The 23,952-nt window shown below is 72.7% G+C and carries 17 protein-coding genes and 1 pseudogene; 8 read left to right on the forward strand and 10 right to left on the reverse strand.

The window, feature by feature from the left end; genetic code table 11:
* Window positions 1–212: pseudogene (locus RYN42_RS09135) on the forward strand (NADP-dependent phosphogluconate dehydrogenase); the annotation flags it as partial.
* Window positions 209–1,090 (forward strand): D-hexose-6-phosphate mutarotase, encoded by an 882-nt coding sequence (locus tag RYN42_RS09140; RefSeq protein ID WP_315095460.1) that lies wholly within the window; start codon window positions 209–211, stop codon window positions 1,088–1,090. The pseudogene RYN42_RS09135 and the gene RYN42_RS09140, both read left to right, overlap by 4 nt.
* Here RYN42_RS09140 and RYN42_RS09145 read toward each other — a convergent pair.
* Window positions 1,078–1,371: a hypothetical protein gene (locus RYN42_RS09145; protein WP_315095461.1), complete on the reverse strand. Its 294-nt coding sequence runs from the start codon at window positions 1,369–1,371 to the stop codon at window positions 1,078–1,080. The two genes, RYN42_RS09140 and RYN42_RS09145, sit on opposite strands and share 13 nt — an antisense overlap.
* Window positions 1,372–1,503: 132 nt before the next feature.
* On the opposite strand from RYN42_RS09145, the gene larE reads away from it, so the two are divergent.
* Together larE and larB are read left to right on the forward strand one after the other, a co-directional pair.
* Window positions 1,504–2,358 carry an ATP-dependent sacrificial sulfur transferase LarE gene (gene larE / locus RYN42_RS09150; RefSeq protein WP_315095462.1) on the forward strand — a complete coding sequence of 285 codons (855 nt, stop codon included), beginning with the start codon at window positions 1,504–1,506 and terminating at the stop codon, window positions 2,356–2,358.
* Window positions 2,351–3,040 (forward strand): nickel pincer cofactor biosynthesis protein LarB, encoded by a 690-nt coding sequence (larB, locus tag RYN42_RS09155; RefSeq protein WP_315095463.1) that lies wholly within the window; start codon window positions 2,351–2,353, stop codon window positions 3,038–3,040. The genes larE and larB overlap by 8 nt, the downstream gene beginning before the upstream one ends.
* Before the next feature lie 7 nt (window positions 3,041–3,047).
* Here the strand turns inward: larB and larC are convergent, their stop codons facing one another.
* Window positions 3,048–4,286, reverse strand: a complete 1,239-nt coding sequence (larC, locus tag RYN42_RS09160) for a nickel pincer cofactor biosynthesis protein LarC (RefSeq protein WP_315095464.1) — start codon at window positions 4,284–4,286, stop codon at window positions 3,048–3,050.
* 8 nt (window positions 4,287–4,294) lie between these two features.
* Complete coding sequence (locus tag RYN42_RS09165; protein ID WP_315095465.1) at window positions 4,295–5,413, reverse strand: NAD(P)-binding domain-containing protein; 1,119 nt, start codon at window positions 5,411–5,413, stop codon at window positions 4,295–4,297.
* A gap of 64 nt (window positions 5,414–5,477) precedes the next feature.
* On the opposite strand from RYN42_RS09165, the gene RYN42_RS09170 reads away from it, so the two are divergent.
* Window positions 5,478–6,134, forward strand: coding sequence for a TetR family transcriptional regulator (locus tag RYN42_RS09170; RefSeq protein WP_315095466.1), 657 nt, complete (start codon window positions 5,478–5,480; stop codon window positions 6,132–6,134).
* Here the strand turns inward: RYN42_RS09170 and RYN42_RS09175 are convergent.
* Window positions 6,118–7,440: a glycosyltransferase gene (locus RYN42_RS09175; RefSeq protein ID WP_315095467.1), complete on the reverse strand. Its 1,323-nt coding sequence runs from the start codon at window positions 7,438–7,440 to the stop codon at window positions 6,118–6,120. The two genes, RYN42_RS09170 and RYN42_RS09175, sit on opposite strands and share 17 nt — an antisense overlap.
* Window positions 7,437–9,599, reverse strand: a complete 2,163-nt coding sequence (locus RYN42_RS09180; RefSeq protein ID WP_315095468.1) for a glycosyltransferase — start codon at window positions 9,597–9,599, stop codon at window positions 7,437–7,439. Before RYN42_RS09180 ends, RYN42_RS09175 begins: the two co-directional genes overlap by 4 nt.
* 172 nt (window positions 9,600–9,771) lie before the next feature.
* Between RYN42_RS09180 and RYN42_RS09185 the strand changes: the two genes are divergently transcribed.
* Together RYN42_RS09185 and RYN42_RS09190 are read left to right on the forward strand one after the other, a co-directional pair.
* Window positions 9,772–12,273: a sodium-translocating pyrophosphatase gene (locus RYN42_RS09185; protein ID WP_315095490.1), complete on the forward strand. Its 2,502-nt coding sequence runs from the start codon at window positions 9,772–9,774 to the stop codon at window positions 12,271–12,273.
* Window positions 12,270–13,319: a glycosyltransferase family 1 protein gene (locus tag RYN42_RS09190; protein ID WP_315095469.1), complete on the forward strand. Its 1,050-nt coding sequence runs from the start codon at window positions 12,270–12,272 to the stop codon at window positions 13,317–13,319. The genes RYN42_RS09185 and RYN42_RS09190 overlap by 4 nt, the downstream gene beginning before the upstream one ends.
* 37 nt (window positions 13,320–13,356) lie before the next feature.
* Here RYN42_RS09190 and RYN42_RS09195 read toward each other — a convergent pair whose 3' ends face one another.
* Window positions 13,357–14,097: a hypothetical protein gene (locus RYN42_RS09195; RefSeq protein ID WP_315095470.1), complete on the reverse strand. Its 741-nt coding sequence runs from the start codon at window positions 14,095–14,097 to the stop codon at window positions 13,357–13,359.
* 122 nt (window positions 14,098–14,219) lie between these two features.
* Here RYN42_RS09195 and RYN42_RS09200 point away from each other — a divergent pair, with 122 nt between their 5' ends.
* Entirely contained in the window at window positions 14,220–15,209 is a 990-nt protein-coding gene (locus RYN42_RS09200) for a LacI family DNA-binding transcriptional regulator (protein ID WP_315095471.1), read from the forward strand.
* A gap of 85 nt (window positions 15,210–15,294) precedes the next feature.
* On the opposite strand, the gene RYN42_RS09205 is transcribed toward RYN42_RS09200, so the two are convergent.
* From RYN42_RS09205 to RYN42_RS09220, 4 genes are all read right to left on the reverse strand, one after another.
* The gene (locus RYN42_RS09205; RefSeq protein ID WP_315095472.1) at window positions 15,295–18,639 is read right to left on the reverse strand and encodes a glycosyl hydrolase; all 3,345 of its coding nucleotides are present in this window, start codon (window positions 18,637–18,639) and stop codon (window positions 15,295–15,297) included.
* Window positions 18,640–19,095: 456 nt separating this feature from the next.
* A complete protein-coding gene (locus tag RYN42_RS09210; protein ID WP_315095473.1) occupies window positions 19,096–21,180 on the reverse strand; it encodes a glycosyl hydrolase in 2,085 nt (694 codons plus the stop codon).
* 74 nt (window positions 21,181–21,254) lie between these two features.
* The gene (locus tag RYN42_RS09215) at window positions 21,255–21,986 is read right to left on the reverse strand and encodes an HlyD family efflux transporter periplasmic adaptor subunit (RefSeq protein ID WP_315095474.1); all 732 of its coding nucleotides are present in this window, start codon (window positions 21,984–21,986) and stop codon (window positions 21,255–21,257) included.
* Window positions 21,983–23,683, reverse strand: a complete 1,701-nt coding sequence (locus RYN42_RS09220) for a glycosyltransferase (RefSeq protein ID WP_315095475.1) — start codon at window positions 23,681–23,683, stop codon at window positions 21,983–21,985. The genes RYN42_RS09215 and RYN42_RS09220 overlap by 4 nt, the downstream gene beginning before the upstream one ends.
* Between the last annotated feature and the right edge of the window lie 269 nt (window positions 23,684–23,952).

The raw sequence follows: 23,952 nt of genomic DNA on the forward strand, positions 1-23,952 counted from the left end.
GCATCGTGGCCGGCGCGGCCCTGCACGGGGTCCCCACCCCCGCGTTCGCGTCCTCCCTGTCCTACTACGACGGGGTCCGCGCCCAGCGGCTGCCCGCCGCCCTGATCCAGGCCCAACGCGACTTCTTCGGCGCCCACACCTACAAGCGCACCGACACCGACGGCACCTTCCACACCCAGTGGACCAGCGACCGCACCGAGCAGACCGCATGAGTCCGGCAGTCGGGTCCACCCTGCCGGCGTCGGTGCGCGTCGACGTCGGCGAGGGCGGCCTCGCGCTCGTGCGGGTGTCGACCCCGTCGGCGTCGGCAGAGGTCTACCTGCAGGGGGCGCACGTCGCCTCCTGGATGCCCGCCGGTCAGCAGCCCGTGCTCTGGATGAGCGCCGAGAGCCGGTACGCCCCCGGGGCGCCGCTGCGGGGCGGGGTGCCGGTCTGCTTCCCCTGGTTCGGCCCCGCACCGACCGGCGACGGCCCGCTGCACGGGTTCGCGCGGACCGCGCAGTGGACCCTGGTCGAGGCTGCCGAACGCGGCGCGGACGTCGTCCTCACCTTCGCGCTGGAAGGTCCGGACCTGTTCGAGGCGCGCTACGAGGTCAGCGTCGGGACCGAGCTCGGACTGCGCTTCGAGGTGTCCAATGTGGGAGCCGTCCCCCTCACCTACGCGGAGGCCTTCCACACGTACCTCGCCGTGTCGGACGTGCAGCAGGCCGCGATCACCGGGCTCGAGCACGCGCCCTTCGTCGACCGGCTGCACCGGGACCGCGCGGAGCCGGCCGCCGGGGAGCCGTTGCGGCTCACGGGAGAGACCGAACGCCTCTACCCGCAGCCGGGTCGGGTCGTCGTGCACGATCCAACCGGCGGCCGTGACCTGGTCGTGGACGCCACCGGGTCCGCCGACACCGTCGTCTGGAACCCGTGGACCGCCAAGTCGGCTTCCATGCCCGACTTCGGCGACGACGAGTGGACCGGCATGGTGTGCGTCGAGACGGGCAACGTGCACGAGCACGCCCTCACCCTCGACGCCGGCTCCTCGCACGCGATGACCACCACGATCTCGGTGGCCACCACGCCTCCGCGTCAGCGGGCGTAGGTACCCGCGGCGACCTCGTCGTAGATCCGGAAGTCCGGACGGAACACGATCTTGCCGATCGGTCCGGCCTCGAGCATGGTCCGCAGGGCGGCGACCACGGCCTCGGCCTGGGCCGCGTCGTCCACCTCGTAGTGGAGCGTGACGACGTGGTCGTCGTCCAGCGGTCGCAGGATCCGGTAGCTGCGCACGCCGAGGGTGGCCCGGTTCGTGCGGTCCTCCTCCCACAGGGCATGGAACGCGTCGTAGTCGACGACGGCGAACTCGATCGAGATGACGGTCATGGCCGCAGCTCCTTCCGACACCTGCCATCTTGGGCGAGATCCCGGTCGACAGCCAGTACCGGGACGGGTAGCCGCCGGGGCGCGAAGGACGCACAGTGGACCCCGAACCGTCCGACAGCCAGGGAGGCCATCGTGCTCGGACCCGGCACACCCCTGCCCGCCGAGCTCGACGCTGCCGCCGACCGGGTGACCGCGGCCCTCGGGCAGCCCGCACGAGTGGGCGTCGCCTTCTCCGGCGGCGTGGACTCCGCCGTGCTCCTCGCGCTCGCCGTGCGGGCGCTCGGCCCCGATCGCACCCTGGCGATCCTGGGCGTCTCCCCCAGCCTCGCCGCCGACGAGCGCACGGCCGCCCATGCCGTGGCAGCGGCGATCGGTGCACCGATCGTCGAGGTGGAGACCCGCGAGGGCGACAACCCTGCCTACCGCGCGAACGGTCCGGACCGGTGCTTCCACTGCAAGGACGAGCTCTTCACCCGGATCTCCGACGAGGTCGCTTCGCGGTACGGCCTCACCGCGGTGGCCTACGGGGAGAACGCGGACGACACCCGCCGGCCCGACCGTCCCGGCTCCGCCGCGGCGACGGACCACCACGTCCTGCGTCCCCTCGCCGACGCAGGCCTGGACAAGGCGACCGTCCGGTCGATCGCCCGCGCGCTCGGGCTGCCGTGCGCCGACAAACCCGCGGCCCCGTGCCTCGCCTCCCGGATCCCGCACTTCGAGGAGGTCACACCCGACAAGCTCCGGCAGATCGACGCCGCCGAGTCCGCGCTGCGCGCCCTCGGCTTCCCGGACTCGCGGGTGCGGCACCACGGCGAGGTCGCGCGGATCGAGCTGCCGCCGGAGGACCTCCCCCGGGCCACCGAGCCGGAGGTCCGCGCGCAGGTCCACCGGGCCGTGCGCGCCGCGGGCTTCCGGTTCGTCGCGCTCGATCTTGGCGGCATCCAGTCCGGCGCGTTCACGCTCCCGCTGGTCGGCGCGCATGCCTGACCACCCCTGGCAGCCCCCCGCGGCGCTGCGGGACGTCGCCGAGCTGGACCACGACCGGGCACACCGCCGCGGGTACCCGGAGGCGGTCTACTGCGAGGCGAAGACCCCCGCGCAGGTCCGTCTGATCGCCGCCGCGGTGCGGGAGCACGGCGGCCCGACGTTGTTCACCCGCGCGGCCCCGGAGCACGCCGACGCCGTGCTCGCCGAGCTGCCCGACGCCCGGTACGACGTCGAGGCCCGCCTGCTGGCCTGGCCGGCCGCGGCGCCGGACCCGACGGGCGGACTCGTCGTCGTGGCCGCCGCGGGCACGTCGGACCTGCCCGTGGCGCGGGAGGCGCTGCTGGTCGCGACCTACCTCGGCCGCGCGTGCGAGCTGGTGGTCGACGTGGGGGTGGCGGGCCTGCACCGCGTGCTCGGCCGGCTGGAGCTCTTGCGTCGCGCCAGGGTCGTCGTGGTCGTCGCCGGGATGGACGGCGCCCTGCCCAGCGTCGTCGCGGGCCTGGTCTCCGCCCCGGTGGTCGCGGTACCGACCTCGGTGGGGTACGGCGCGGCCTTCGAGGGGCTGGCGCCGCTGCTCACCATGCTCACGTCCTGCGCGCCCGGCGTGGCCGTGGTCAACATCGACAACGGGTACGGCGCGGGGCACCTCGCGGCACAGATCGCCGCACCGGTCGACTCCTGACGGACGGTCAGTCCGGGACAGGCGCGCCGGGCACGAGACCGGCGGCGTCCGCGGCGGCGGCCGCACGACCCAGGACGTGCCGCACCGGGGTCCCCGACTCCTGCGCGACGCGTGCGGCGTCCTCGAACTCGGGCGTCGCGGTGACCACGATCCCCTGCCGGTGCCCGAGCTTGATCCGCACCGCCGCACCGTCCACGTCGACCGTGCGCCAGCAGCGGTCCAGCACGGACCTGCGCACCGGCGTCTCCCGCACGCCGAGCGTCGGCACGAGGTCGAACACTCGGGCCCGCAGGCCGGCCGCGGAGTCGTGCGACGCGAGGACGGCGAGCGTGTGCGCCGGCCGACCCTTCTTCATGAGGATCGGCGTGAGCCAGGCGTCCGACGCGCCGGCCTCGATCAGGGTCGCGAGCACGCTCGGCCAGACCCGCGGATCGAGGTCGTCGATGTTGGCCTCGAGGACGACGCAGTCCTCCAGGTCCGCCTCCGTCTCGACGGCCGCGCCGAGGACCACGCGCACCACGTTCGGCCTCCCGGCGGTGTCCCGGGTCCCCGCACCGACCCCCACCGCAGCGACGGTGACGGCCGGCAGGTCCTCGCACGCGGCGCTCAGCGCGGTCACCAGTGCCATCCCGGTCGGGGTGGCCAGCTCCCCCGCACCGCCGGCGACGACGCGCCAGCCGGCGGAGAGCTCCAGCACCGCGGGCACCGGGACCGGGATCTGGCCGTGCGCCGTGCTGATGCTGCCGGAGCCGAGCCCGACCGCACCCGCGGTCACGTGCACCACCCCGAGCTCCCCGAGAGCCGCGCACACCCCGACGACGTCCGCGATCGAGTCCCAGGCCCCGACCTCGTGGAAGTGCACCTCTTCCGGGTCGATCCCATGCGCGCGCGCCTCCGCCTCGGCGAGCCGCCGGAAGACGGTCAGGGCACGCTCGCGGACCGTGTCATCGAGACCCGGCGCCGAGCTGAGCAGGTGGCGGATCTCGGTCCAGAGGCGGTGTGGCTGGTCCGGGGCGACCAGCTCGACGTCGACCTTGGTCGCCCGCATCCCGGCGCGCAGGACCTGGCGGGAGCTGAGCGTGACCGTGCCGGGGATGACCTCGTCGATGGCGCCCTGCAGGGTCTCGAGGGTGGCCCCGGCGTCGACGAGGGCGCCGAGCAGCATGTCGCCGGCGACGCCGTTCCGGGCGTCGATCCAGGCGACGCGTCGCGGGTCGCCGGCCGGTCCCCGCTCGGAGTTGCGCACACGGCACGCTAGCGCGGGAGAGGCCCCTGGGCCTTCACCGGTGCCGCACCCGCGCGGACCGCGGCGGCGCGCTCCGCGACCCGGCGAGCGATGTGGGCGGCGTCGGCACCGACCCCCTGGAGCATCGAGGACGCGAGCGCGTGCTGGAAGACGAGGCCGAGGAAGTACAGGCCGGGCTCCGCGGTGACTCCCCGGTCGTGCTCGGGCTGTCCCGCGCGATCGAACACCGGCAGGTCGATCCAGCTGTGGTCGGGCTCGAAGCCGGTGCACCAGACGACGGTCGACACGTCCAGCGCGCGCCCGTCGGCCACGACGGGCAGCCCCCCGCGCACCTCGGTGGTCCGCGGCACCCGCGTGACCGCGGCCTGGGTCAGGTCGCGTGACCGGACGCGGATCAGGGGTCCGCTGTGCGCCAGGACGTCGGCCCGTGCGCGCCGACCGACCGGTGTGGAGGTGGTCAGCACGTGCCGGAACGCCCAGAACACCAGCCGGTTCAGAGGCCGCACCAGGGGGTTGTCGATCCGCCACGGCAGCTCTCCCGGGTGCCGGCCGGACAGGTAGGTGCGGTGCGTCGCCGCCAGCTCCAGGGCGATGTCCGCTCCCGAGTTGCCCGCGCCGACCACCAGCACGTCGCCCGGGCCGACCTGGTGCGGTCCGCGATAGGTGCTCGCGTCGAGCTGCACGACGTCCGGGCCCAGCTCCGCGGCGAATCCCGGCACCCGCGGCACGCGGTCGAAGCCGGTCGCCACGACGACGTTCTCGGCGTGCAGCACCCCTGCGTCGTGCTCGACCACGTACCGACCCTCGGACCGCGACAGTCGCTGCACCCGCACGCCGGTGCGCACCGGCAGCGTCAGGTCCGCGGCGTACGCCTCCAGATAGTCCGCCAGCTCGTCCTTCGTCGGCAGCGCCCACGGGTCGCCCGGGTACGGGCGGCCGGGGAGCCCGTCGAAGCGGGCCGGGGTGAACAGCCGCAGGGAGTCCCAGCGCGCACGCCAGGAGTCCCCGATCCGTGCGGCGGCGTCGAGGACGACGTGCGGCAGCCCGTGCGCGGACAGCGCCTGGGAGGCGGCCAGGCCGGCCTGCCCGCCGCCGATCACCACGGTCTGCATGCTCTCGACACTCATCTCGCACTCCCTGCTATATTTCGCCCGACAGCACTTCGGACGAATAGGTGGAGAGTAGGTGCGGATGGCTCGGGACGTCAACGGTGCCGCCCGGCCGTACCGCTCCGCCAAGCGGGCGGAGCAGGCCGCCGCCACGCGGTCCGCCGTCGTGCGCGCGGCGCGTCACCTGTTCCTCACCGAGGGGTACGGCGGTACCACCGTCGCCGCCGTCGCCGCCCGGGCGCAGGTGGCGGTGGACACGGTGTACACCGCCGTCGGCCGCAAGCCTGCGCTGCTGCGCGAGGTGGTGGAGACCTCGATCTCGGGCACGGACCACGCGGTACCGGCGGAGCAGCGCGGGTACGTCCGACGGATCCAGGAGGCCACCACCGCCCGGGCCAAGATCGAGATCTACGCCCACGCGGTCGCCGACATCCAGGGTCGGCTGGGGCCGGTGTACCTGGCCCTGCGTGAGGCGGCGGCGACGGACGCGGACTGCCGCGAGCTCTGGGAGATGATCTCCGCGCGGCGCGCGGCGAACATGCGGGACCTCGTCGCCGACCTGCGGAGGACGGGCGAGCTGCGGACCGATCTGGACGACGACGAGATGGCGGACGTCGTCTGGAGCATGAACGGCCCGGAGTACTGGGCGCTGCTCGTGCACGAGCGCGGGTGGTCCACCGAGCGCTTCGCGGCCCGGCTCGCCGACACCTGGATCCGCACGCTCACCACGGCGGGATGACGCCGGCTCCTCGGGGAGCGACGGCGCGGAGAGCCCGGGTGGGCCCGGGCTCCGCATCGAGGGCGAGCGCCGCACGTCGCAGCGTCCGAGCCCCCGGGCCCGACAGGTCCAGCAGCCGCTCGACGGCCGCCCGGAGCTCGGCCACGGATGCCGCGTTGGGGTCGAGCACCTCCCCGACTCCCGTCCGGTCGACGGCCGCCGCACCCGCGAACTGGTCCGTCGAGAACGGCAGCACCAGCATCGGCGTGCCCGTGCCGACCGCCTCGGTGACCGAGTTGTTGCCGCCGTGCGTCACCGCGACGGCGGCCGCGCGCAGCAGGCGGACCTGAGGCAGGTGCTCGCGGACCAGCCAGCGCGCAGGAAGCTCCCCGAGCTGCGCGGCGGGGGTGGACCCGCTGGCGATCGAGGCCCGGACGCCGGCCCCGCGCAGTGCCGCCACCACCCGGTGCAGCACGTCGCCGCGGACCGACAGGAAGCTGCCGAAGCTCACGTACACGAACGGCTCGTCCGACCGCAGCCAGGCGTCGACCTCAGGGTCGTCGGGCTCCGCCCGAAGCGAGCCACCGAGGTACCGGTGGGCCGGCAGCAGGTCGGCGCGGTCCGGGTCCGCGAGCTCCTCGGGGTAGTGGTAGAGGACGAGCGGCCCGTGCTGCGCGAACGCGTCCGCGACGGGGACCACCCCCGGGTCCAGCTGCTCGGCCGCACTGTTCCACTCGGCGGTGAACCCAGCCGCGACCCGGTGGCAGAGCGCTTCGAGCTCCGCCAGCTCGTCGGCACGGGGTGTGAACGCCCGCGGCCAGGCCGGCGGGTGGCCGTACACCTCGGAGCCCACGGGCAGGGCGGTCGGGTGGCCGAGCACCACGTCGGCGTGCGGGACCCCCGCGGCCCCGAGCGCCAACCGTGCGCTGTACGCGAGGTGGTCGACCAGGATCGCGTCGGGACGCACGGTGTCCACGACGTCGAGCGTGGCCCGCCCCTTCTCCACGGGCTGCCACATGAGGTCGACCAGGCGTTCGCGCGCCTGGTACCTCAGCGTCGCCACCATGCCCCGCCGGGTCGCGTCGAAGAACCCCCGCAGCGAGTCCGCCTCGTCGCGCGGCTGCCGCTCGGCGCGGATCACCCCCGGGTTCGATCCGCGGCCGAGCTGCAGGTCGGCACGCTCGTAGCCGAACTCCTCGACGATCCGCGCGGTGGCCGGACCGGAGGCGACGACCACTCGCTCCCCCGCGTCCCGCCACGCCGCGCCGAGCGCCGCGAGCGGGAGCAGGTGGGACGCGTAGTCGGGGCTGATGACCAGGAGCGTCACCGGGTACCGACCAGGGCCGAGCGCGCCGCGAGCTCGTCCGCCGCGACCCGGGCGTAGACGTCGTCCAGCAGGGCCGCCATGCGCCCGATGGTGAAGCTCCGCTCGACCGTCGCGTGCGACCGGTCGGCGCGGCGGTCGTCGGTCTCGGCGAGCGAGGCGTCGAGCGCGGCACCGATCGCCGCCGTCAGCCGGTCGGCGTCCCAGGTGGCAGCCAGGAAGCCCGTGTCACCCTCGTCGACGTAGGTGGCCGGCCCGCCGCCGTTGGGCGCCACCACGAGCACGCCCGACCCCATGGCCTCGAGCAGGGCGATGCCGAACTCCTCCTTGAGGCTCGCGCACACGTAGATGCCGCGCGGCGCGCTCAGGCCAGGCAGGCCGGTGCGCACCGCCGCGACCCAGCGCGCGACGACGTCGTTCGGTCGGTGGCCCGCGAGCAGCAGGCCGGCGGCTGCTCGCCCGTGCGCGGGCACGAGCGAGTCGATGAGGTCCAGCTGCTCGCGCTCGTCCACCGACGGGTGCTCCAGGTCGCCGCCGACGACCAGCAGGTTGGCACGCCGGCTCAGCTCGCCCCCGGCCCACGACCGCACGAGCGTGGCCATCCCCTTGACCCGGTGCAGGCGACCGACGCTCACGATCAGCGGCAGGCCACGGCGGACCACGGGCAGCGTCTCGACGAGCTCACGCAGCTGCGCCAGGGCGGGCGACGGTGCGGACCCGGCGGCATGGGCCTGCGCCTCCGTCAGCGCGCGGTCGACCACCTGCAGGTCCACCCCCTCCGGCACCACGGTGTGGCGTTCGGGGTGCGCGGTCAGGTCGATGCCGACGAGCTCGCGCATGTCGCGCTGCAGCGCCGGCCGCGGGAACAGCACGGTGTGGGACGCGTTGGCCGCGAGCCGCTGCACCAGCCGCACACGGAACCAGAAGTGGTCCACCTCGTCGACGTCGCCGAAGTTCGCACGGGTGAGGCGGCCGGCGAGGTCGAGCGACCGGATGACAGCGTGGGGGTCCGGCGCGACGGTGAAGACGACGGGGATGTCGAGCTCGCGCGCGACGTCGGCCGCGGCGAGGCTGCCCACGTCGGCCATCCGCAGGTGGATCACGTCCACACCACCGGCCGCGTGCAGGAGCCGACGGATGCCTCGGCGGGCGGACACGCGCAGCGACCACGGGTTCGGCGACGACGAGAGGTCCTGCTGCAGCGGGACCCGCCCGTACAGGTGGCCCCCGTCGTGGATCGTGCGCAGGTCCGCCGCCGCCTGGGCCACCGACCCGCGCGACATGGTCAGGACGCGCGTGACCGGCGCCGGCCCGTCGACGCCCGGCGCCACGAGGGCGTCTCCCAGCCGCACGAGCAGGGTCGCGATGCCGCCGTTGTCGCCCGCGCCGGCCGCACTGAGCCGGGCGTCGATGTCGGCGTGCAGGAAGAGCTGGGCGACCGTGAGCCCGTCGCGCGGAGTCTGGCGCTCCGGCGCGCTCTGGGCGGCGATGTCGACGAGCGCGAGCCGGGCGACGTCCGCCAGGTGGTCGTCCTCCACGGTGAGCGCGTCGAGCAGCCCCAGCACGGCGCGGTCGCCGGGGCGGCGCCCCAGGGCCGCCACCGCGGCGGCGCGCACCTGCTCGTCCTGGGCGGCGTCCGCGGCGAGGGCGAGCAGCGGCCGCACCGCGATCACGTGCTGGACCAGGCCCAGCGTCTCGACCACGCGGGCACGTGCAGCCGGCTCGACGACGCCGAGCAGGGCGGTCTCGAGACCGACGGCGACGGCCTCGGGCGCCCCGGCGGACCACTGCTCGAGCGTCCGCTGCGCGAGCATCCCCCCGAAGCTTCCGCCGACGGTCATCGCGATGAGCCGGGCGATCGCCTCGGGCCGTGGCAGCACCGACCCGAGCACCCACGCCGCGTGCTCCCGCACGAACAGCCGGTCGCTGGACAGCTGGCGGACCAGCGCGCGCGCGGCCTCGTCGTCGGCGATCGTGCCGAGCGCGTGCAACGCGCCGATCGCGACCAGCTGGTCGGTGTCGTCGAGCGCGGCGGTCAGCACGCGGATCGTCCGCACGCCGGGGTCCCGGCTGGCCTCGAACGCGAGCTCGTCGGCGAGCCGCATCGCGTCGACGAGCTGGTCCGCCGCGCGCAGCGCGTCGAGCGAGGTCTGGATGCCCACGGTGATCCTCCACGTCTCATGGCGCCACGAGGCGACGGACCTCCTTCGTCCCGAGGGGCGCCGACGGATGCACCGGGCGTCCGAGACTTAGGTCACATTCGGCGGCGAAACCCGGGCCTAGGTTCGAACCAAAAGGCCGAAGCACGTCACGAACGGGGACCCCGTGCGCACCATGACCGCCCTCTGGACCACCTACTCGACCGCGGAGCCGCCGGGACCCGGTGGCGAGGCCAGCCTGGCGCTCCCCGACCTCGGCGCCGTGACGGTGATGGGCGGCGTCTCCGGACGGCTCCTGCTCGGCCTCGGCCTCGTCGTGTGCGTGCTGGGCCTCGGGTTCGGCCTGGTCGCGTTCGTCCAGCTGCGCCGCCTGCCGGTGCACGCGTCGATGCTCGAGATCTCCGAGCTCATCTACTCGACGTGCAAGGCGTACCTGGTCAAGCAGGGCAAGTTCCTGCTCATGCTGTGGGTGTTCATCGCGGCGGTGATCGTCGTCTACTACCGCTTCCTGATCGACTTCCCCTGGGGCAAGGTCTCGATCGTCATCGGGTTCAGCCTGCTCGGGATGGCCGGCTCGTACGCGGTCGCCTGGTTCGGCATCCGGGTGAACACGTTCGCCAACTCGCGCACGTCGTTCGCCGCCCTGCGCGGCACGCCGCTGCAGGTGCACCGGATCCCGCTGAAGTCGGGCATGTCGATCGGCATGGTGCTCATCAGCCTCGAGCTGTTCATGATGCTGGTCATCCTGCTGTTCCTGCCGCGGGAGATCGCCGGCGCGTGCTTCATCGGGTTCGCCATCGGCGAGTCGCTCGGTGCGGCGGCGCTGCGGATCGCGGGCGGCATCTTCACCAAGATCGCCGACATCGGCGCCGACCTGATGAAGATCGCGTTCAAGATCAAGGAGGACGACGCGCGCAACCCCGGCGTCATCGCCGACTGCACGGGCGACAACGCGGGAGACTCCGTCGGCCCCAGCGCCGACGGGTTCGAGACGTACGGCGTCACGGGCGTCGCACTCATCACGTTCGTGCTGCTGGGTGTCCACGACCCGGCGGTCCAGGCCACCCTCCTGGTGTGGATGTTCGTCGTCCGGGCCGTGATGATCATCGCGTCCGCGCTCTCCTACCTGGTCAACGACGCCTGGGTGCGCCACCAGTACCGGGACGCGAAGCGGATGAACTTCGAGACCCCGCTGTCCTCGCTCGTCTGGGTGACCTCCGCCATCTGCGTCGCCGCCACCTACGCGACGACCTACCTCGTGCTCGGCCAGGGGGCGACGGCGTCGCTGTGGTGGGTGTTCGCGACCATCGTGGCCGTCGGCACGCTCGCCGGCGCCGTGATCCCCGAGCTGGTCAAGGCGTTCACGTCGACCGGCAGCCGCCACGTCCGCGAGATCGTCATGAGCTCGCGCGAGGGTGGTCCGTCGCTGAACATCCTGTCCGGCCTGGTCGCCGGCAACTTCTCCGCCTACTGGCTCGGCACCACGATCGTCGGTCTCATGGGCGGCGCGTTCCTGCTGTCCCAGCTGGGCCTCGACACGCTGATGCTGGCGCCCGCGGTGTTCGCGTTCGGCCTGCTCGCCTTCGGGTTCCTGGGCATGGGGCCGGTCACCATCGCGGTCGACTCCTACGGTCCGGTGACGGACAACGCCCAGAGCGTCTACGAGCTCTCGATGATCGAGGAGATCGACGACATCGAGGCCGAGCTCGCGCGGGACCACGGGTTCACGCCCGAGTGGGACACCGCCAAGACCATGCTCGAGGAGAACGACGGCGCCGGGAACACGTTCAAGGCGACCGCCAAGCCGGTGCTCATCGGCACCGCCGTGGTCGGCGCCACGACGATGATCTTCTCGATCATCATGGGCCTGACCGAGGGGCTGACCACCGGGCTGCAGAACCTCTCGCTGCTGCACCCGCCGTTCCTGCTCGGCCTGGTCATGGGTGGTGCCGTGATCTTCTGGTTCACGGGCGCCTCCATCCAGGCCGTGACCACCGGCGCCTACCGGGCCGTCGAGTTCATCCGCACCACCATCCGCCTCGACGGTGCGACGAGGGCCAGCGAGGCCGACTCCCGCCGCGTCGTGGAGATCTGCACCCAGTACGCGCAGCAGGGCATGCTCACGATGTTCCTCGGCGTGTTCTTCTCGACCCTGGCCTTCGCGTTCGTCGAGCCGTACTTCTTCATCGGCTACCTGATCTCGATCGCCGTGTTCGGCCTCTACCAGGCGTTCTTCATGGCCAACGCGGGCGGCGCGTGGGACAACGCGAAGAAGATCGTCGAGATCGACCTGCACGCAAAGGGCACCGCGCTGCACGAGGCCACGATCATCGGTGACACCGTCGGCGACCCGTACAAGGACACGTCCTCGGTGGCGCTCAACCCGGTCATCAAGTTCACCACCCTGTTCGGGCTGCTGGCGGTGGAGCTCTCGGTCAGGCTCACGGCGGACGGCCTGCACACCCTCGTGCTCACGCTCGCGGCCGTGTTCTTCCTCGCGTCGGCCTTCTTCGTGTACCGCTCGTTCTACGGCATGCGGATCCGCTCCACGCTCTCCGACGAGGCGCAGCCGGTCGGCCAGGGCGACGACGGGGACGACGGTGCGGCACCCGTCGTCGAACCGGTGACCGCCGACACCGAGCGCCTCCTGGTCGACGCGAAGGCGGCCGACCGATGAGGATCGCCGTCCGCAACCCCGACGTCCTGGTCGACACCGACGGCCACGTCGCCGGGCACGACGCGGGTGCCACCCTGGTGCGGCGCCTGCTGCGCATCTTCCCCGGGTCCATCCTCGTCGCGCCCGGTCCGCGGCGGGGCGCCGACTTCGACCTGCTCCCGCTCGAGTTCGTGGACCCGGACGACACGATCGTCATCAACATGTCACCGGCCGACACGGTCGGCGTGTGGCGCACGCTGGCGGCCTCGGGCGGTGAGCCGCACGTCATGAACTTCGTCTGGCTGGGCACCTCCCAGTTCGCCCACCCCGTCGAGCGGGCGGCCGTCGCCCTGTCCTGTGCACTGTTCCCCACGTTCGCCAACTCCGAGCGCACCGCGGGCGAGGTGCGCGAGATGGTCAAGCGCTGGACCATCCCGTCGCTGGCCGAGAAGGCCGAGGTCGCCTGGGTGAACCTCGGCATCCGGCTCGACCACGTGCTGGCGCGCAAGGACCCGGACGTGCCGGTCATCCTCTACCCGGCCATCTACCTGTCGGAGCGCAAGCAGCCGCAGCTGTTCCTCGACGTGGTCGAGCGAGTGGCCAAGCGCACGCCGGTGCGCGTGGAGGCCCGCCTGCACGAGTCGCACCTCGCGTCCGAGAAGGCCATGAGGCTCTCGCTGCAGAAGTGGGCCTGGGTCGGTCCGCTGACCGCCACCCGCGAGGACTACTGGGCGGCGCTGGCGCGCACCACGGCCTTCCTGGCGACGGCCACCGACGAGTCGTACGGGCTGGAGTACATCGAGGCGCTCGTCGCCGGTGCGGTCGGCGTCCTGCCCGACCGCCCGTGGGCGCGCGCGATCCTGCCGGAGAGCTACCCGTTCCTCTACCGCACCCCGGCGGAGGCGGAGCAGATGCTCCTGCGCGCCGTCACGGAGCCGGACGCCTGCCGGCGCGAGGCCGACGCCTCCGCTGGGGGCAGCTTCTCGCAGTGGCTGCGCGCGCGGCACGACGACGACCGGTTCGACGCCGCGATCGTCGAGCGCGTGCACGCCTGGTTCGGCGAGTAGGACCTCGCACGCCCGCCGGGGGCGGCGACCTGACCGATCAGGCCAGGTCGTCGGCCCCGATGGGCGCCAGCGCCGCTCGGGCGGCGGAGAGGTCCGCGGCCAACGCGTTCGCGTCCTTGGCCGACCGCGTGTTCCCGAGGGCGCCGGCCAGGTACCGCGCACGGTCGTTCTCGCCGGGCAGCACGTCGATCAGCGTGTTGGTGTCCGGCGCCGCCAGGCACCGCAGCGTCTGCTCCGGGTAGCGACCGAACAGCGACCAGGTCCAGCCCAGGTCGGCGTACCGACCGTTGCGGAGCGCGTGGGACCACACCCGGGCCCGCTCCTGCCACTCCTGCGCCGCCAGGCGCGGACTCTCCTCGGCGAGGTAGGCGTACTCCTCGACGCCGTCGAGCCGCTGCACCGCCTCGCGCAGCTCGGCCCGCTCGGCATGCACGATGCCGAGCAGCGCGTCCTCGCGCTCCGGGTGCGCGAGGATCGTGACGCGCACACCGAGGTCGAGCACGCGGTGGCGGGCCGTGTCGTCGCGGATCGCGTCCACCGTCTCGACGGCGACCTGTCGGACCAGCGCACCGAGGACGGACGCGGGCGATCCGGCGGGGACGAGCCCCGGCAGCCCCAGACGCACCCGGTCGATGTGGTGCGCCACGCGGGCGGCGAGCGCCTCGTGGAAGAGCCGGTCGGCGACCTCGAGCAGCACGGGCTTCAGTGCGGCCGGCAGGGCGAGCGGACGGGCGGAGGGACCGGTCAGCAGCAGACCGCCGGAGACGTGCAGGCTCATACGCCCATCGTGCCCGGGGCGGACGGCTGCGCCCTGGGACCACCGGCCCAGTCGCGGCATCGCCGGGCGGTACGGCCGCACTAGGGTGGGCCGCAGATCTGCAATCCGGTGAGGGAGGGTCCGTGGCGCGGTTGACCAGTGCCGACGTCGCGCGCGAGAGCGGTGTCTCCCGGACGACCGTCAGCTACGTGCTGAACGGCAAAGCGGGGGTCGCCATCCCCGAGGCCACCCGTCAGCGGGTGCGCGACGCGGCCGCCCGCCTGGGCTACACCCCGTCGGCCGCCGCCCGGGCGCTGCGCTCGGGCCGCAGCGACCTGGTGCTCTGCGTCCTGCCCGACTGGACCATCGGCCCCGTCATCGACACCCTGCTGGACCACCTCACCACCGAGCTCGCCGACCGCGGCCTGTCGCTCCTGGTCCACCACGACCGGGGTCCGCGCCCCCTGGCCGAGCTGTGGCGGGCAGTCACACCCCGCGCCGTCCTCGGGCTCGCGCCGTTCGCCGAGTCGGACGAGCGCGCGATGCGTCAGGCCGGGATCCAGGTGGTGGGCAGCACGCTCGACGAGAGCACGGAGCACCCGGGGACGTTCTCGGTCCCGCAGACCGCGATCGGGCGGCTCCAGGTCGAGCACCTCGCCAGCCGCGGCCACCGGCACCTGGCGTACGCCGCTCCCAGCGACGACAGGCTGGCCGCGTTCGCCGACCGGCGGCTCGCCGGGGTGGTGCAGGAGTGCGCGCGGCTCGGGCTGCCCGCTCCGCGGGTGGAGGCGCTCGCGCTCGACGTGCCGTCCGCAGCACAGGCCGTGCGCGCCTGGCGGTCCGGCGCGGAACCGGTGACCGCCGTCGCGGCCTACAACGACGAGGTCGCGCTCGCGGTGCTCGCCGGCCTGCGCGCCGAGGGTCTGCGCACCCCGCAGGACGTCGCCGTCATCGGGGTCGACGACATCCCGGCCGCGCGCCTCGCCGCGCCGGCCCTGACCACCGTGTGGCAGGCCATCGACGCGCAGGCCAGCTACCTCGCGGCCGCCGTCCTGGCCGCGCTGGACGAGCAGGACCTGCCTCCGGCGCAGCCGAGCGACGTCATCCACGTGGTCGCGCGCGACTCGACCTGACGACACCTGACGACCGCACCCGTGGGCGCCGACGCCGACGGCCCGGCAGCGCGGGTGCGCCACCGGGCCGTCGTCCGTCCTGGTGCTACTGGAACGTGAACCAGTTGATGTTGACGTAGTCGGCCGGCTGCCCGGACTCGAACGTCAGGTACACCGTGTGCGTGCCTGTCGTGCCCTGGATGTTCGCCGGCACGGTCCGCCAGATCTGCCAGCCGCCCGTGTTGCTGAGGGCGAAGCTGCCGATCGACGGGCCCGTGAGGCTGTCCAGCCGCACGGTCACCAGCCCGCTGATGCCGTCGGCCGCACCCGAGGCCACCCGTGCGCTGAACGTCGACCGCGGCGTGCTGCCGAAGTTGACGTTGTCGAAGCGCAGGTGGTCACCGTTCGCGATCCAGCCGACGTCCTGGCCGCCGTCGACGTCCTGCGTCGTCTCCTTGGCCACCCCGGCCATGCCGTTGTACGCCTCGGCCTGGATGCGGGACGTGGCGTCGACGCCCGTCGAGGTGGGCAGGGTGGTCACCGTGACCGGTCCGCTGGCTGCGGACCGGTTCCCGGCCGCGTCGTACGCCCGCACCGTGAAGCTGTAGGTGCTGGACGCCGCCAGACCGGTGACCGTGAAGGTCCGGCTGCCGGTCGAGCCGACCACCGTGCCGCCGCGCAGGACCTCGTACCCGGTGACGCCGACGGTGTCGGTCGACGCGTTCCAGGCGAGGGTCGTCGCGGAGGACGTCGTGCCCGACGCCGCGAGGCCGGTGGGGACGGACGGCGCCGTGGTGTCGCCTCCGCCGCCCGGCGTGGTGACGGACACCGCGCCGCTGCTGGCCGAGCGGTTGCCCGCACCGTCCAGCGCACGGACCGTGAACGAGTACGTCGACGCGGGCGACAGCCCGGACGCCGCGTACGTGGTGCCCGACGCGGTGCCGACGACGGTGCCGCCCCGCAGCACCTCGTACCCGCTGACCCCGCTGCCCCCGGCGTTGTCGGTGGACGCCGACCAGGACAGGTTCGTGCCGGTCGACGTGGTGCCGGACGCGGTCAGGTTGGCTGGGACCGACGGTGCGGTGGTGTCCACCGGTGCGGTGGTGTTGGAGCTGGCCACCGAGCGGGCGGGGACGTTCAGGGTCACGCCGTTGGAGAACGTGGCCGTGATCGCCGAGCCGCTCATGTTCGCCGCCTGGTAGGTGCGGACCCCGTTCTTGACGAACACCGCGTGCAGCGGGGTGTTCGCCGTCACGGACCGGTCCACCGTGCCGAGGCCGGCGAGGCTCTTGAGCCAGTAGAACGTGTGCGCCTTCGACTCCCCCTCCTCGACGGTGTACGACCCGGCCTGCGAGCGGAACTGGGACAGCGCCGTGGGGGCGTCGGCCAGGGCCTGGAACTCCCAGATGATGTCCTGCCACACCGTGGCGGGACCGCCGTTGTTGCGTTCGAGCTCGGCGATGTTGCGGCCGATGTATGCCGGGTTGTAGCCCAGGTACAGGTGCCCCGCGGTGCTGGGCAGCAGGTTGATGCCCTGGATCATCTCGGGCTCGGCGCTGAACCACGTGGAGTACGAGCCGCCGTCGCCCCAGACCATGCCGACCGTGGAGTGCCCGAACGCTGCCGGGAACGCCTCGTCGTCGGTGTCGAACCAGTAGTTCTCGATGGCCGACGCCTGCGTGGTGTACAGGAAGATGCCGAGGTCACGGACGGTCGTGTTGCCCGTCGCCTGGCCCCACTGGATCAGGCCGGAGGCGAAGTTCATGCCCTCCGAGGACGACTCCTGGTTGTTGCCGGCGCCGAACGCCCCGTGCCCTGCGGCCCAGTCGTGGCCGGCGTAGATGTCGAAGTCGCGCAGGAACGGGAAGCGTGTGTCCGTGCGGTCCCAGTTCGCCGCGTCCTTGATCACCGTGTTGACCATGCCGCCGTACGCGGAGGTCGCCGCCCAGGCCGGGTCGAACTGCGCCACGGTGGCCGCCCCCACGACGTAGTAGCCGTAGTGGAAGTGGTGGTCGTTGAGGTCGGTGTCCGAGCCGTACGAGGCCGGGTAGCCGATGAGGGTTCCCCAGGGCTGGTTGTACCAGAACGACCTGGTCGTCTCCCCCGGCGAGGCCGTCATCCAGTCGGTCAGCCGCGTCTTCATCGAGCTGACCAGCCGGTCGCGTGCCGAGGTGTTGCCCGTGGCGTTGGCCATGTGGGCCACCTGCGAGATCCGACCGAACGCCTTGCCGGTCCAGTACGTGTCCTCGCCGAATCCCGCGAACGGGTCACCGGTGGCCACCTGCTCGATGTAGCCGTTGAGCTGGTTGGCGTCCGCCGAGCCCGCCGGGAAGCCGGTGTTGGCCAGCTGCGGGAGCACGCCGTTGAACGTCGACACGGTCTGGAACTGCGAGCTGCCGACCACGACGCGCATCGGGCCGCGCGGCGAGGTGTAGGAGTAGCTGCTGAGCGTCGCGCCGGTGAGGTTGTCCCGCTGGTGCGGGTACAGGGCGTAGACGGTGCCGGTGCCGGTGCCGGTGCCCTGGCGCGCGGTGGTGGTGAAGGCGTAGGTCGCGGTCATCTTCGCCGTGGCCTCGTTGTACGCCCAGGAGACCTTGGTGCCGGTGACGTGGTTGTGCGCGTACGGCGCGTAGGCGTTCAGCGCGGCGAGCCGGTCGGCGTTGCTGCTCCCGGGGCCGGTGGGCAGGACCGCGACGGAGAAGAAGGTGCCGCCGTTGAGCGCCGAGCTGATGGTGTTCCCGGAGACGTTCCAGGTGGAGCTGGTCGGCGCGTACGCGGCGTAGTCGTGGCCGTTGATCGTGTAGCCGATCTTGTCGTACACGTTGGACCAGACGGTCGGCGCCGCGGCGCCCGTGAGCGTGGCGTTGCCGCCGCCGGTCTTCGTCGCGTAGACGAAGGGCAGGCCGTGGCCGAACGTGGTCCGCAGGCTGCTGCTGTCGTTGGTCCAGAGCTCGCTGACGGTCCAGTCCGAGTAGCCGTCGACCTTGCCGTCGGCGTCCAGGCCGGCGAGCCCGAGGCGGAAGTCCTCGGCGTAGTTGTAGTGGTACTCCCCCACGCCTGTAGCGGTCCCGGAGATGCTCGCGGTCGTCGGGTAGCTCACGCCGAGCCCGTTGGTGTACGCGTGGAACGACAGCGGGTGTGCCATGAGGTTCTCGGAGATCGAGGCGCAGTTGAACTTGCGCCACAGCAGCGAGGTCCACCAGTCGTTGGTGGGGATGGCGCCCGCCGGGAAGTTCGACGTCACGTGCGCCCGGGGGTTGGTGATCGGGGTGTTGTTGCACTCCGTGGGCACCGCGCCGCCGGTCGGCGTGCCTTCGGCGTAGCTGCCTGCGCCGACGGTCACCGCCTCGGCGCGTGCGGGGAGCAGGATCGCCTGCACCAGGTACGCCAGCATGGCGGCGACGGCCACCATGGCGACGAGCCGGCGTCCATCGAGGGTGGGACGGGACACGTGCGGTCGTACGTGAGCAGACATCCTGCGGTTCTCCGATCAGGTGCGGCCCACCCACCGACCGGAGGTCGGCGCGCGGCCGGAGGGCGCGATGGCGCTGCCGTCCCGAGACGGCAGCGGTGAGCGAGCGGGCCGGCCGGACGTGCGCAGCGCTGCGCTCGACCTGTCGGTCCTGACCGACCTGCGTCGGCCGGGCGGTGCGTGCGGGGCGTGCCCCGGGTGGAGCCGGCCGCGGATTTCGGGGTCCGCCTGCCGTTCGGATGGACCACGGACCACTCGTGCGAGGCGTCTCGCCGATGAGGCGCCTGCTGAGTGACTCGTGTCACTACGGTGTGTGCCCCAAGAGTCGGACGCCGCGGCAACAAAGTCAAGCGCTCGTAGGACTGAATTCGTGCGCCCGGCGCAGCGCGACGCCCGCCCCCCGAACGGGAGCGGGCGTCGCGAGCGCCTGTTCCGTCAGCCCCCGGACCGGGACTGCGCGGACGCGATGAAGGCGAGCATCGCGGACCGCGAGCTGCCGTCGTCGATGGCGACGTCCGGCAGGCTCGCCGCCTCCTGCCAGGCGGCCGCGGCATCGTCCGCCCCGGCCAGGGCGCGGTACATCAGCAGGTACCCGCCGAACTGCACGCCGTAGCCGCCCGGGGTCGCCTCCTCGACCGACGCCCGGATCCGCTGCGGGTCCACCCCGTCGGCCAGAGCGGCCTGCACCGGCCCCATCGGGATCAGCTGGATGCCCAGGATGGCGCTCGGCTCGGGGCTGAACCAGGTGGCGTAGTCACGCTTGCCCCCCCAGTTGAGGGAGACCATCGTGTGCTCGAAGCCCTCGAACTGCTCGAGGTCGGGCGCCGTCCAGTAGGTGCGCGCCGTCAGCGCCTCGGTCGAGGCCAACCAGGAGGCTTCCGCCTCCAGGTCCGGCTGGCCGGAGGCCTGCGCCCACAGACCGAGGCCGTTCCAGGCGGTGACCGCCTCGGACGACGACTCCTGGTTGTTCCCGTCGGCGAACGGCGAGGTGCCCGACGCCCACGAGTGGCCGGCGTAGGGGTCGAACGACCGCAGCTGTGGCAGCTCCTCCGACGGCGTCGCCGCCGCGATGTCCTGCGCCAGCAGGTTCATCACCGGCGCCACCTCGGCCGCGAGGGAGGGGTCGTCCTGCGCGAGCAGTCCCGCCGCCGCGAGGATGTAGCCGTAGTGGAAGTGGTGGTCGTTGAGCTCGTCCGACCCGAAGGACGGCGTGAGCCCGATGGCGGAGCGGGCGCTCTCGTCGTAGACCACGCACCGGGCGTCGCGGCGGGTGCACCCGTCCGGCTCGGCCCACTCGGTGAGCGCCGCGACCGTGGTCGCCCGCAGGTCAGCCACCACGTCCGGCGCCTCCAGCTGCTCGCCGAGCACCACCAGGGAGGCCGCGCGGTTCAGCGCCTTGCCACCGAAGTAGGTGTCGGAGGGGAAGGCCGGGGTGGCCGCGACGTCGGCGGTCAGCGCGTCGAGGACAGCCGCCCGCTGGTCGTCCGTGATCTGCTCCAGGTCGAGCTCCCGGCTGGCCCGCAGGGCGGGCGCGAACGACGTCAGCTGCGACCCGGCGCAGAGCTCCAGGTCGCCGTAGACGCTCGGGTAGGTGCCCAGCCCGCAGCCCGGCCGCTCCGGCTGCTCACCGGTCCGGTGGTGCGGCATGAGCACGTGTGCCGTCGCCGACCCCCCGGCCGTGCGGTAGGTGAGCGTGGTCCGGGCCACGGTGTCGTCCACGCCGTAGCCCACGTCGACCCCGGTGACGGGGTCGGCGGCCGCGGCCCGCAGGGTCGCCGCGGCCTTCGCCGTCGCGTCGGGAGGCAGCGCGTACCAGGACGCGCTCTCGCCGGCGCTCAGCGTCGTCGACCCGCCGCCGGTCGTCCCCCCGACGAGCCCCCACTGCGAGGTCCCGGCGTCCGCGGTGGCCGCGCCGTCGTCGCCCGGCGTGAAGGAGCCACCGGCCACCGTCGAGCTGACGGTCACGTCCTGCACGGCCGTGAGGCTGACGAACGGCGATCCGGCCGCCACGACGACCGTGCCGAGCACCGCGCCTGACGCGTCGAGCAGATCGATCGTCACGCTCACCGGGTCCGCGGCACTGATCTGGGCGGACGCGGCTCCGGCGTCCACGGTCACGGCGGGGACGTGCGGCGCGATGATCACCTTGGCGTCCACGGACGGCGCCGGCAGCCCGAGCGTGAAGCCCGTGTCCGTGAGCCCGAACGAGAGCGGCTCGGCGAACACCGGCTGGGGCTGCTCGCCGAACACCAGCCCGCTGTACCAGCGGTTGGTGGGCGGGACCACGCCGGGCGCGAGGCGCACCGGGTCGAGCTTGGCCACCGCCTCGCCGGGCACCGCGGCGACCAGCGCCGCCGTGTCGACCTCCGGCGGCGTGGCGTCGGGCGGCCCGCTGACGTCACCCGCGGGGGCGGAGCCGGTCCCGTTGCCGGCACCGCCGTCGGGGCCCGGGTCGCCGTCCGCCCAGGGGGCGACCGCCACGAGCACCGCAGCGAGCGCCACCACGACGGCCGCAGCCACACCGAGGACCCACCACCTCTGTCGTGACGTGGGCGGCGGTCGCACCTCGGTCAGGGGTCCTGTGGTTCGCGTCGTCATCCGAAGAGCCCTCCCAGGTAGTCCTTCACCGAGTTCGCGGTCCGGGTCACGACCCCGTCGTTGTCCAGCTGCAGCTCGGCCGTGACCGGCGTGCCGGCGGACACCAGCCCGTTCTGCGCGCCGTCCTCGAGCGAGTCGCCCGTGAGGATCAGCACCGCCTGGGCCGCGCCGGCGACGGTCTCGACCTTGACCTCCGAGACGTGCACCGTGACGGTGCGCTGGTTCGGCAGCACGACGGTGGCGGTGGCGTCGTCCGCCACCCGTGCGTACTCCTTCGGGGTGAGCGTGTACTCGGCCTGCACGTACAAGGTGTCGGCCCGCTGCACGGTGGCCAGCTGCGTGGCCGACTGGACGAAGGTGCCGCGCTCGGAGGCGATCTCCGTGACGACCCCGTCGCCCGTGGCGAGCACCACGAGGCGTCCGTCGGCGTCGATCTGCGTCGCCTCCGTGGACGTGCGGGCGAAGCCGTTCTTCACGTCGTACTGGAGGGTCGCGGAGTCGATGACGAACAGCGGGTCCCCCGTGCTCACGTCGTCGCCGACGTCGACGAGCTGGTCGACGACCAGGCCGGCGTAGGGCGTCCCGACGCCGTAGGTCTTGGCGAGGATCTGCGCGGAGTCGCTCACGGCGACGCCCCGGGTCTCGTTGAGGTGGTAGGTGGCCATGGCGGCCAGGACCAGCACGAGGATCGTGCCGGCGAGGAGTCGAAGACGGATCGCCCAGGTCATGCTGCACCTCCGGTAGCTGCGGTGGCCAGGACGGGGGCGACGTCGGCGCGCGGGGCGCGCGCCACCTTCGCGGCGGCCCGGGCGCGGTGCCCCTCCCGCCACGCGGTGATGACGAAGCCGCCGAGGATGACGGTGTTCGTGGCGTTCCAGGCCACGGCGAGGCTCGGGTAGCCGTTGCTCAGGTCCTTCCACACGCCGACCACCGTCGTGACGAGAAGGAGCTGGAAGAACAGCACCTGCGGCATCATGAAGGCGAACGGCGACCGGTAGGCCCCCTTCTGCCCGGTCACGTGCCACTTCTGGTCACGCCGCAGCACCGCGTTGACCAGCGCGCGCGTGTAGATCGGGAAGGACACGGCGGCGAGCAGGAGCACCTGCCACCGGAACGAGCCGAGCGTGTAGAACGCCACGAGGATCTGCATCACGTAGAAGCCCGCGTAGTAGAGGACCCACGTCAGCGGGGTGATGGTGAGGTTCATCGGCGTGAGGTTGAAGTAGATCTGCAGCGGGGGGACCAGGATCAGGAGCAGGGGCGCGATGCCGGTGAGGTAGTGCGTCGAGGTCACCAGGTACTGCAGCCGTTGGTCCATGGTCAGCGTCCGCCTGGGCGACAGCGGGTTGTGGGTGAGCATGATCTCGAAGCCACCCGTCGCCCAGCGCAGCTGCTGCTTGGTGTAGGCCTCGACGGTCTCCGGGGTGTCTCCCACGGCGAGCTCGGTCGGGATGTAGACCGTCCGCCAGCCCTTCTCGTGCAGCATCAGCGACGTCCACACGTCCTCCGACTTGGAGTCGGAGTAGATGCCCCCGATCGAGTCCGCGGCCGCCCGCCGGTAGATGACGTTGGTCCCCACCGAGAACGCCGCGTTGAACCGGTTCCGGCCCGGCTGGATGAACCGGTAGAACACCGACTGCATGTAGCCGGCGCCCTTGGAGATGACGGTGTCGAGGTTGCCGTACACCTGCGGCGTCTGCACGAACGCGACGTCGTCGGTGGCGAAGAACGGCACCGTCTCGTGCAGGAACTGCGGCAGGGGCACGAAGTCGGCGTCGAAGATGACGAAGAAGTCACCCTTGGCCAGCGTCAGCGCGTGGTTGACGTTCCCGGCCTTGGCGCCGTTGCTGGACAGGCGCCGGACGTAGCGTGCGCCGAGCTCCGCGGCCAGGTCGCGGACGTCGTCGGACCGCCCGTCGTCGAGCACCCAGGTGTTGTGCCGGCCCTGCATCTCCAGCGCGGCGGACACCGTGCGTCGGATGGTGCCCAGGTCCTCGCCGTACGTCGTGATGAAGACGTCGACGTCGATCGGCCACTCCTGCAGGTACATGCGCCAGGCGCGAGGGTCCTTCTCGGTGCCGTCGCGGATGATCTCGGCCAGGTCGTAGAGCCGGTCCTGCGCATGGTGGAACGCGAATCCGCGCGGGTCGTGCCCGCTGGACAGCACGGTCCACATGGCCAGCAGGGCGTGGCCGACGAGGACCGACTCCGCGACGAGCACCAGCGTGTACGGGAGCCAGTCCCCGCGGTTGCCCGGGTTGAGCAGGAACACCGCGTAGATGATCACCCCGCTGCAGGCCAGCAGGACCAGCAGCATGAGCGACGGGCTCTGGGCCGGCGCGTTCTCGCCGGCTCGGGTGGGCTTGATCGTGATCTGCTCGGATCGGCGTGGTTCCATCAGCAGCTTGTCGAACGTGGTCGCCACTTGTCGCACCCTTCGGTCGTCCGCTCGGACGGCCGGGTGGGCATACGGGCCCACCTGACCGGTGTGACGGCGACGCTGGCGCCAGGAACACAGAAGGCGACGACCGCCGAGCCCCGGGAGGACCGGGTCTCGACAGGCGCCGCCGCCTTTCGTGATGCGCAGGACGCTACGGAGTGTGGGTCGTTCTGTCCAGATATGGCCCGGTGCTCCATGTCACAGGATGAGATCGCGTCCCACGAGATGACATCCGCCCGTTCACGTGAGATAGC

Source organism: uncultured Cellulomonas sp., assembly GCF_963527515.1.
Taxonomy (GTDB): Bacteria; Actinomycetota; Actinomycetes; order Actinomycetales; family Cellulomonadaceae; genus Cellulomonas.